Raw genomic sequence first — 7,238 nt, 5'->3', positions numbered from 1 at the left:
GATCAGACGGCGCAGTGCGATTGAGCCAGCCATCGGCCACATGAAGACAGATGGCAAACTCGATCGGAACTGGCTGAAGGGAACGCTTGGTGACGCGATGCACGCTGTGCTATGCGGAGCTGGTCACAACCTGCGGATGATCCTGAGGAAGCTGCGGTTTTTTTACACCATTGTTCTCATCGCCCTGTTCATCCCTGTCGATCAGAGAGCATCCGCCGGCTGACGCCGACGACGGCCAAAACGAATTGTTCAGGGGCGACTCAGTAGCTCACTTTCCTGCGTTCGATACCTACGCTCACGGCGTCGAGCGCGTTGTGGGCGCTCTTGCCAGGACGGAAGCCGTAACCTTCGACTGGTAGTGGTGCAATTCGGATGCGCCGGTTTGTTACCTTCGAGTTTCTGACGAGCACGAGCCAATGCGTAAGCTGAAAGACATTGACGGATTGTTCAACGGGCGCCACTTCGATCGCGAAGTTATTGTCTTTTGCGTGCGCTGGGGACCCCGAACAGGCAGGAACTCGTCGACGCGGTGGCGGCCGGCAGCCGCTGGCCTTGGCACCGTTTGTCCGGAAGCCCACATCTCCTACATCCGTCGGCACGATTGGAAGAAATGCGTCACACCACACCGAGATGGCCAGGCTCCGTTGGCAGAGTCGTACTTGCATGCAGCGCCAGCGACCTTCAGCCGTACGCCTACCTCCTGCACAGGCTCACCGGATGGCCACCGCGCGAACCTGCTGCGATCTGGTTGAGCGGACGTCCTGAATACGAAAAAGCTCGAGACTCTGCACCCGGCGGCTGACGATGCCTTGCCGCACCGTGATGCGTGCCGTGTTGATGATCTCGGTAAACGATAAACCCATGAGCGGCAATGATGACCCCGGTCGCGCCAGAATGGCGCGTAAGCGTTGCTTGAGCCTTGCAATTACCCACTTCTTTTTAGTGCGAGCTCATAGCCGATCTGGATGTCAGTCAGGCGTCGCATCCCGCGCCACATTACGGTATTGCCCGGCGGAGGGTCGTTGGCGCGCGCAAGGTAACCACCGAGCTGAGCGAGCCTGATAACGTTGCGCACGAGCGGCGGCGCTTGCGCGTTTTGGGGCGTATCGTGAACGATGTGTTCAAGCAGTTCGATTTCGGTGCGTGTGAACGCGAGTTCGGCGGCGGCCTGCGGCGCCGATCGGCCGAGCATGGTGAGCCAGAATATGCGCCAGCTCAGGATGCAGAAGACTGCGATCAGGTTCGTTAGCCTGTCGGCTGTGCGAAGCCGGGACTCTTCGGCTTTGCAACCCGATTTCAGGATCTTGTGGAAGGTCTCGATTTTCCAACGCATTGCGTACCAGTCGAGCTTTTCGATTGCCTCTGCCCGAGAACGGACCGGCAGGTTGGTGATCAGCTTCCATTCGATGCGGGCACGCCCGGACGGCGGATCGCGTTCCTGTGCGTGGAGGACTGTTAGCTGTAGCGCAGGGTAACGGCTCTGCTTGCCGATGGGTGGCAGAACAGTCATATGCTGGTAGCGCAGTTCAAGCGTCGCGGTCATCGGACGGCCTTTCGCATCGCGAAGTTCGACGCGATGGAGCCCCTTGACCTGAACCTGCTGCATGGCTTTGGAGATCGTGTGCTGACCATCTCCCGCGAGCCTGTCGACGCAGGTACGCACAAGGAAGTGGGTACAAAGATCGTATGCGGTGCAAAACAGCTCGTAAATGTCGCTTTCCCGATCGCCGATGTGAATGCAACGCACAGGATCGTCGAGAAGCTCAGTCGACTGGCGCATATTCTCCAGCCAGCGCCAGCTTTCCTTTTCCTCAATCGGTACGCGCGTGGGATTGATATGGCGCTTGAGTTCCGAAGCCCCCTTGAACTGCTTTCTCGTCCAGAACTTCACCGCCGCCAGGCCAAGTGGCAATCCATCGGCACTGACAGCAAGACTCGAATGCATCAGGATGCCGCATTGCGTCAGCGGCTGTCGCGGACCCACGCCGTTTTTTCCCGTGCGCAGGGTCGTCTTGCCCGTGTAGCCGATGAGTTCGGGGCGCTCGCGCTGGTACGAGAATGTGGTCGTGTCCTGCAGGACGAGCACCGGCCCATCGGTGACCTTCACACGTTCAGCGCTCGCCTGGAAATGCCCGCTCAGGATATCGTGTTCGCTGACGCGGTCGTTCGACAAAAACCTGTACGCAGCCTTGGTAGAAGCCCAGTCCTGACACGCGAACGGAATAGTCTGCCCCATGCCATCCCACAGCTTTTCCAGTAGCGTTGCGAAGCGACGGCGCAACCGTGTGTCCCGGAATTCGCTTCCCTGGACTTCAAGATCCATCCACGACCGATCATCCGCCCGTCGCTTGCCGGCCATCTCGCTTGCGCATGGAACATGACGTATCCCAGGTTACCAGGTTTCGCGGCAAAGATGTGGGTAATTGCAAGTGCTTGAGCACCGTCTAGACCGATGGCGCCAAAGTGGACAAAGTAGGCCCCACCAAACGAGTGGTGGAGACTACTTTGTCACCTGAGATAGCGACAGCGGCAAGACGGACGCGTAAAGGCACCCCCAACGGCTCTGGTGCAAATAGCGCGGGGGCGAATCGGTTAAGGTGTCGGGCTGAACGAATTGAGAACCGACGATGAGCAAGCTGAAGAGCCTGGACGAACTGTTTGCAGGCCGTCACTTTGACCGCGATGTGATCATTCTGTGTGTTCGCTGGTACCTGCGCTACAAGCTTAGCCTGCGCGATCTGGTCGAAATGATGGCGGAACGCGGTCTGTCGCTGGCCCACACGCACCGGATTCGCCGCGATGGATCGGAGTACTTCCATTTCAATGGAAGTGCCTGTTTGTTGTATTGACGGATGTACCGCATGAGCTTTTTGTCGAGATCTTTGGTGCTGGTGAATACGCCACGCGCAATGACGTCGCGCTGGATGCGGGCAAACCAGTTCTCCACCTGATTCAGCCATGACGAATATGTGGGCGTGTAATGTATCGAGAATCTCGGATGGTCAGCCAGAAATGTTTGAACGGCGTCGGTTTTGTGGCTGCTCACGTTGTCGCAGATCACGTGAATTTCCTTTCCGCGCGGCTGGGCCGATACCACCTCGGTGAGGAACGCAACGAACTGGGCGCTGGTATGGCGCGGCGCGGTTTTACCCAGCACCTCACCAGTGGCGACATTCAATGCAGCGAACAGGCTCGGGGTTCCGTTGCGTTTGTATTCGAAGCCATGACTCTCCGCGCGCCCGGGCGACAGCGGCAACATCCGGTCCTTGCGATCCAGCGCCTGAATGGCCGTCTTCTCGTCCACGCAGAACACCACCGCGTGCAACGGCGGATTGAGGTACAGCCCGATCACGTCGGCGGCCTTGGTCTCAAAGTCAGGATCGTTCGACACCATGTGCGTATCGAGACGATGTGGCCGAATGTCGTGCTTGCGCCAGATACGTTGCACGGTCATGAAAGCCATGCCCAGCTGTGCCGCGAGTTTGCGGCTGCTCCAGTGCGTCGAACCATCGGCCGGCTTACGCCGCAGCGTGTAGTCGAGTACTCTCGCTTCAAGGCCCGCCAGGTCAGGTCGCGGCGCCCGGCCAGGATGTCTGCCGTACAGGCCAGCCAAACGCTCACTGGTGAAACGCATTTGCCACGTTGTGATGAAACGCGAATCGCAACGCAATTCGGCCATGATCGCCGCACGCGAGGTACCTTCGTCGAGCAGCAAGATCAACCGCGCACGCCTTACCTGCCCAACGGCCATCGTGCGGCTGCGCTGCATCGACATTAGTTCTTCGCGCTCGGTCTCACTCAGATTCATTTTGCCCATGCACTATTAGATCAGTGCAATTTCATTGGTTCAATGGACTAGGCGCATGTGGCGTTCGCGCGCTCTCGCGCTTCTGTCCTATCCAGCGGCACTTTGCTTTGCCGCCGCGCCGGATGAATGCCGGACGTCGTTGCACCGAACGGAAGGCGCGTCTGTTCGCATGGTAGGACTGGGCGGAGGTGAAAACATCTCTCAGACTTTACTAAGGAAAACGTGCCTTCCTTACATGGGTCGAACCAGAGAATGGGTCCTCGACCGGTCCGTGCGGGCCTTCAAATGACGCCTCGTACTAACATCAATACATTTGATGTTCTTCTTCTGGTAGCGACACTCGCCGCGTGTCATCATCATTCGGACTCAGTCAGCGTTGCGATCAAAATAGCGACGTAAGGCACGCAGCTAACGATCGCCGCACTGCATCTGTCACAGGCAGATACGGCATGCGCATCCATTAACACAATCAGACACATGCAAAAACTGATGAAGCAAAGTGATGCTTTACACGAGACAAATCGTCCGGCGCGCAAGGGATATCAAACGGCACCTCAAGCTCCGTCTGGCGACGAGAGTCCGGGGAGGTCGGCGCTTGCAGCCGGGCGTATCCTCGACTCGATTCGCGATCTTGCTCCTGCCGTTCTCGCGCGTGCAGCCGAGATCGAAGCAGAACGCCGCATGCCCTCCGACCTTGTCGAGAAGTTGCGATTGATTGGAGTGTTCCGCATGTTCGCGCCCCGCAGCCGTGGCGGACTAGAGCTAGATTTACCTTGGGGAATGGAAGTGATCAGCGCGTTGGCTCGGCTCGATGGCTCAGTCGGCTGGACCGCGATGATCGGCAGTTCATCGGCCATTATGAGCCCTCGATTACCGAGACAGACTTACGATCTGATGTACCAGGACAAGTCGGACGTCATCATAGCTAGCGTCTCCACGCCTGGAGGCACCGCCGAGAGAACGCCAGATGGCTGGCGGGTCAGCGGCCGTTGGCCGTTCGCCAGTTGCTGCCACAACGCAGACTGGATGATGGGTCTCTGTGTCATGGCGGAACGCGGCAAACCACTCTTTGGGCCGGCAGGGGAAGCCGGCCCACCGTTGGTCCGGTGTGTCGCCTTGCCGGCATCGGCTTGGCAGATTGAAGACACCTGGCGTGCCTCCGGCCTCAGAGGTACCGGTAGCCACCACATAGCCCTTCAGAACGTACTCGCGCCGGAGGCCAATTTTTTCGACTTTCCAGCTGGAGCATCATGCGAACCGGGGCCACTATATCAAGCTTGGCGGCACCTTCAGTCGGTGCTTCTTGGGGCTGTCTGCGTGGGCATCGCCGAGGGCGCCTTAGCGGATGTTGCCGACCTCGCCCAGGGCGGCCGGCAACAGCTTCGAGCGCCGGCTCCTATGCGCGACTCGGAGATGGTCCAGGGCGAGCTGGGTCGAATCGAGGCAGATGTGCGTGCAGCGCGGGCGGCCATGCAGGTTCAGGCGGAGAGTCACTGGCGGCACGCCTTGGCCGACACGCTGAATGGCCAGGCTCTGTACGCTCAGGGCATACAGACGGGAATCTGGATTGCGACGATCTGTGCCAGCGCAGCACATGCCTGCTTTACCTTGGCTGGCGGTGCCGCAGTGTATGAATCTTCACCTCTTCAGCGGCGGCTGCGCGATCTGCAGGCAGCGGCGCAACACGCCATGGTCCAGCAGCGGCACTATGCGGAAGCTGGCCGGCTGCTGCTGGAGCGGGTCGTATGAAGGTCAAGATCAGACACATTGCCATAGGGCGGGTCGGGGGACGGCTGGAAGCTTCAGGAGTATCCTGCGTATCACGGGCCTTCCGCATCGTTATGCTCAGCGGATTCTAAGCGCATCAACCCGCAGGTCGGCCGACTTCGCTTCTATATGTTCAGTTCTCCGATTGGAGTGGGCCGTTCCGGTTTAGCCGCCTCGCAACCACAGCGGCGACCGCACCATGATAACTGTTATAAGGCACAAACAAAGATGCAGAGACTCCAGCTTGCCCCAAACTACGCGATTTCGCGTGTGATCCACGGAGGCTGGCAACTCGCGAGCGGCCACAGCACGGCCCGAAGCGAAGACCCCGTAGCGGACCTAGTGGCCTTCGCGGATGCGGGAATAACCACCTTCGACTGTGCCGACATCTATACCGGGGTCGAAGAACTGATGGGCGGTTTCAGAAGGCGCTATCGCGATCTGCGCGGGGAACACGCCCTCGCCCGGATCAAGATCCATACCAAATTTGTGCCGCACTTCGACGTACTGCCGCGCATTAGTAAGTCTTATGTCGAGAGAATGATCGACCAGTCGCTGCGACGCCTCAACCAGGAGCGGCTCGACCTAGTACAACTCCACTGGTGGGAATACCGGGAGCCTCGTTGGCTCGAGGCGGCGCTGTGGCTCGACGAGCTTCGCCGCACCGGCAAGATTGATAAGATCGGCGGCACCAATTTCGACACTTTCCATATGCTGGAGATCGTGAATGCAGGAGTGCCGCTTACCTGCATGCAGGTGCAGTATTCGCTACTCGACGGTCGTCCGGCGCGGCGAATGGCTGCGGCGGCGGTCGAGTACGGTATTCCCCTCCTGTGCTATGGCACTGTGGCTGGTGGCTTCCTCGGCGACAGATGGTTCGGCGCGCCGGAACCGACAGAGCAGCTGGAGAACCGCTCGTTGGTCAAATACAAGCGGATTATCGACGACGTCGGCGGTTGGGACCTATTCCAGGCCCTTCTGGCAGTGCTTCGCCAGATCGCGGACCGGCACGGAACCGACATCGCCACGGTCGCCAGCGCTGCGATGCTCGAACGAACTGGTGTGGCGGCCGTCATCATCGGCGCGCGCGACAGCTCTCATCTGGCCTCGAACGTCGCCATCTCCGCTGTAGCACTGACCGCCAAGGATGTCGCCCTCATCACCGGAGTGCTGGGGGAAGCGAGGGAGCTTGAGGGGGATGTCTATGGGCTGGAGCGCAATGACCAGAGCGGCACTCGCACCCCCAAATCGTGATTCACTTCAATCAAGGCCGGTACCCGGATGTAAGCTGGAGAAAATTGAATGAGAAACGCCTTATCTTCTAAGGCTACGCTGATCAAGCCGTGTAAACACAACGGGTTGCGACCAAGACATGTGTAAACTTTTGAGATCGCGAATAACAGCCGTAAAAGCGAGCATTCCTGCTCATGTTGGGCCCCTTGAGGGGCCCTGCACGGGCTTGTCGCCCGTCTTTGNCCCTCTACGGGCGCACCTGTGCTGTCGAGCGACCTCGCCACATGTAAAGATTGGCCAGCGCGAGCGCAACAAAGGCGCGATTGGCGTTTTTCGACAGCCCGCGATAACGAACCTTCGTGAAGCCCCACAGCCGCTTCACGACCGCAAACACATGCTCGACCCGGGCACGGATCTTCGACTTGTTGCG

General features: G+C 59.1%; 5 protein-coding genes and 2 pseudogenes. 4 read left to right on the top strand and 3 right to left on the bottom strand.

Annotated features, from left to right (window positions below):
* Positions 1–223, top strand: a pseudogene (locus A3CW_RS49835) (IS5/IS1182 family transposase); the annotation flags it as partial.
* A 702-nt stretch (positions 224–925) separates the two neighbouring features.
* On the opposite strand, the gene A3CW_RS0143850 reads toward A3CW_RS49835, so the two are convergent.
* Complete coding sequence (locus tag A3CW_RS0143850; RefSeq protein ID WP_154678233.1) at positions 926–2,323, bottom strand: IS4 family transposase; 1,398 nt, start codon at positions 2,321–2,323, stop codon at positions 926–928.
* 304 nt (positions 2,324–2,627) lie between these two features.
* On the opposite strand from A3CW_RS0143850, the pseudogene A3CW_RS52020 reads away from it, so the two are divergent.
* Positions 2,628–2,795 (top strand): annotated as a pseudogene (locus A3CW_RS52020) (IS6 family transposase); the annotation flags it as partial.
* Here the strand turns inward: A3CW_RS52020 and A3CW_RS49830 are convergent.
* Positions 2,717–3,817 (bottom strand): IS630 family transposase, encoded by a 1,101-nt coding sequence (locus A3CW_RS49830; RefSeq protein WP_245623901.1) that lies wholly within the window; start codon positions 3,815–3,817, stop codon positions 2,717–2,719. The pseudogene A3CW_RS52020 and the gene A3CW_RS49830 sit on opposite strands and share 79 nt — an antisense overlap.
* 468 nt (positions 3,818–4,285) lie before the next feature.
* On the opposite strand from A3CW_RS49830, the gene A3CW_RS0143840 reads away from it, so the two are divergent.
* Positions 4,286–5,557, top strand: coding sequence for an acyl-CoA dehydrogenase family protein (locus A3CW_RS0143840; RefSeq protein ID WP_211254147.1), 1,272 nt, complete (start codon positions 4,286–4,288; stop codon positions 5,555–5,557).
* A 246-nt stretch (positions 5,558–5,803) separates the two neighbouring features.
* Positions 5,804–6,829, top strand: coding sequence for an aldo/keto reductase (locus tag A3CW_RS0143835; RefSeq protein WP_028209132.1), 1,026 nt, complete (start codon positions 5,804–5,806; stop codon positions 6,827–6,829).
* Between the two features lie 226 nt (positions 6,830–7,055).
* Here the strand turns inward: A3CW_RS0143835 and A3CW_RS49825 are convergent.
* On the bottom strand, positions 7,056–7,238 hold a 183-nt coding region (locus A3CW_RS49825; protein ID WP_035515844.1), incomplete at its 5' end, for a transposase.

This window comes from Paraburkholderia nodosa DSM 21604 (assembly GCF_000519185.1).
Classification (GTDB): Bacteria; Pseudomonadota; Gammaproteobacteria; order Burkholderiales; family Burkholderiaceae; genus Paraburkholderia; species Paraburkholderia nodosa.
This window is presented reverse-complemented; position numbering and strand designations above follow the sequence as displayed.

Coding starts and splice junctions, on each gene's coding strand:
- A3CW_RS0143850 (WP_154678233.1), bottom strand. CDS start 2,323: ATGGATCTTGAAGTCCAGGGAAGCGAATTCCGGGACACACGGTTGCGC.
- A3CW_RS49830 (WP_245623901.1), bottom strand. CDS start 3,817: ATGGGCAAAATGAATCTGAGTGAGACCGAGCGCGAAGAACTAATGTCG.
- A3CW_RS0143840 (WP_211254147.1), top strand. CDS start 4,286: ATGCAAAAACTGATGAAGCAAAGTGATGCTTTACACGAGACAAATCGT.
- A3CW_RS0143835 (WP_028209132.1), top strand. CDS start 5,804: ATGCAGAGACTCCAGCTTGCCCCAAACTACGCGATTTCGCGTGTGATC.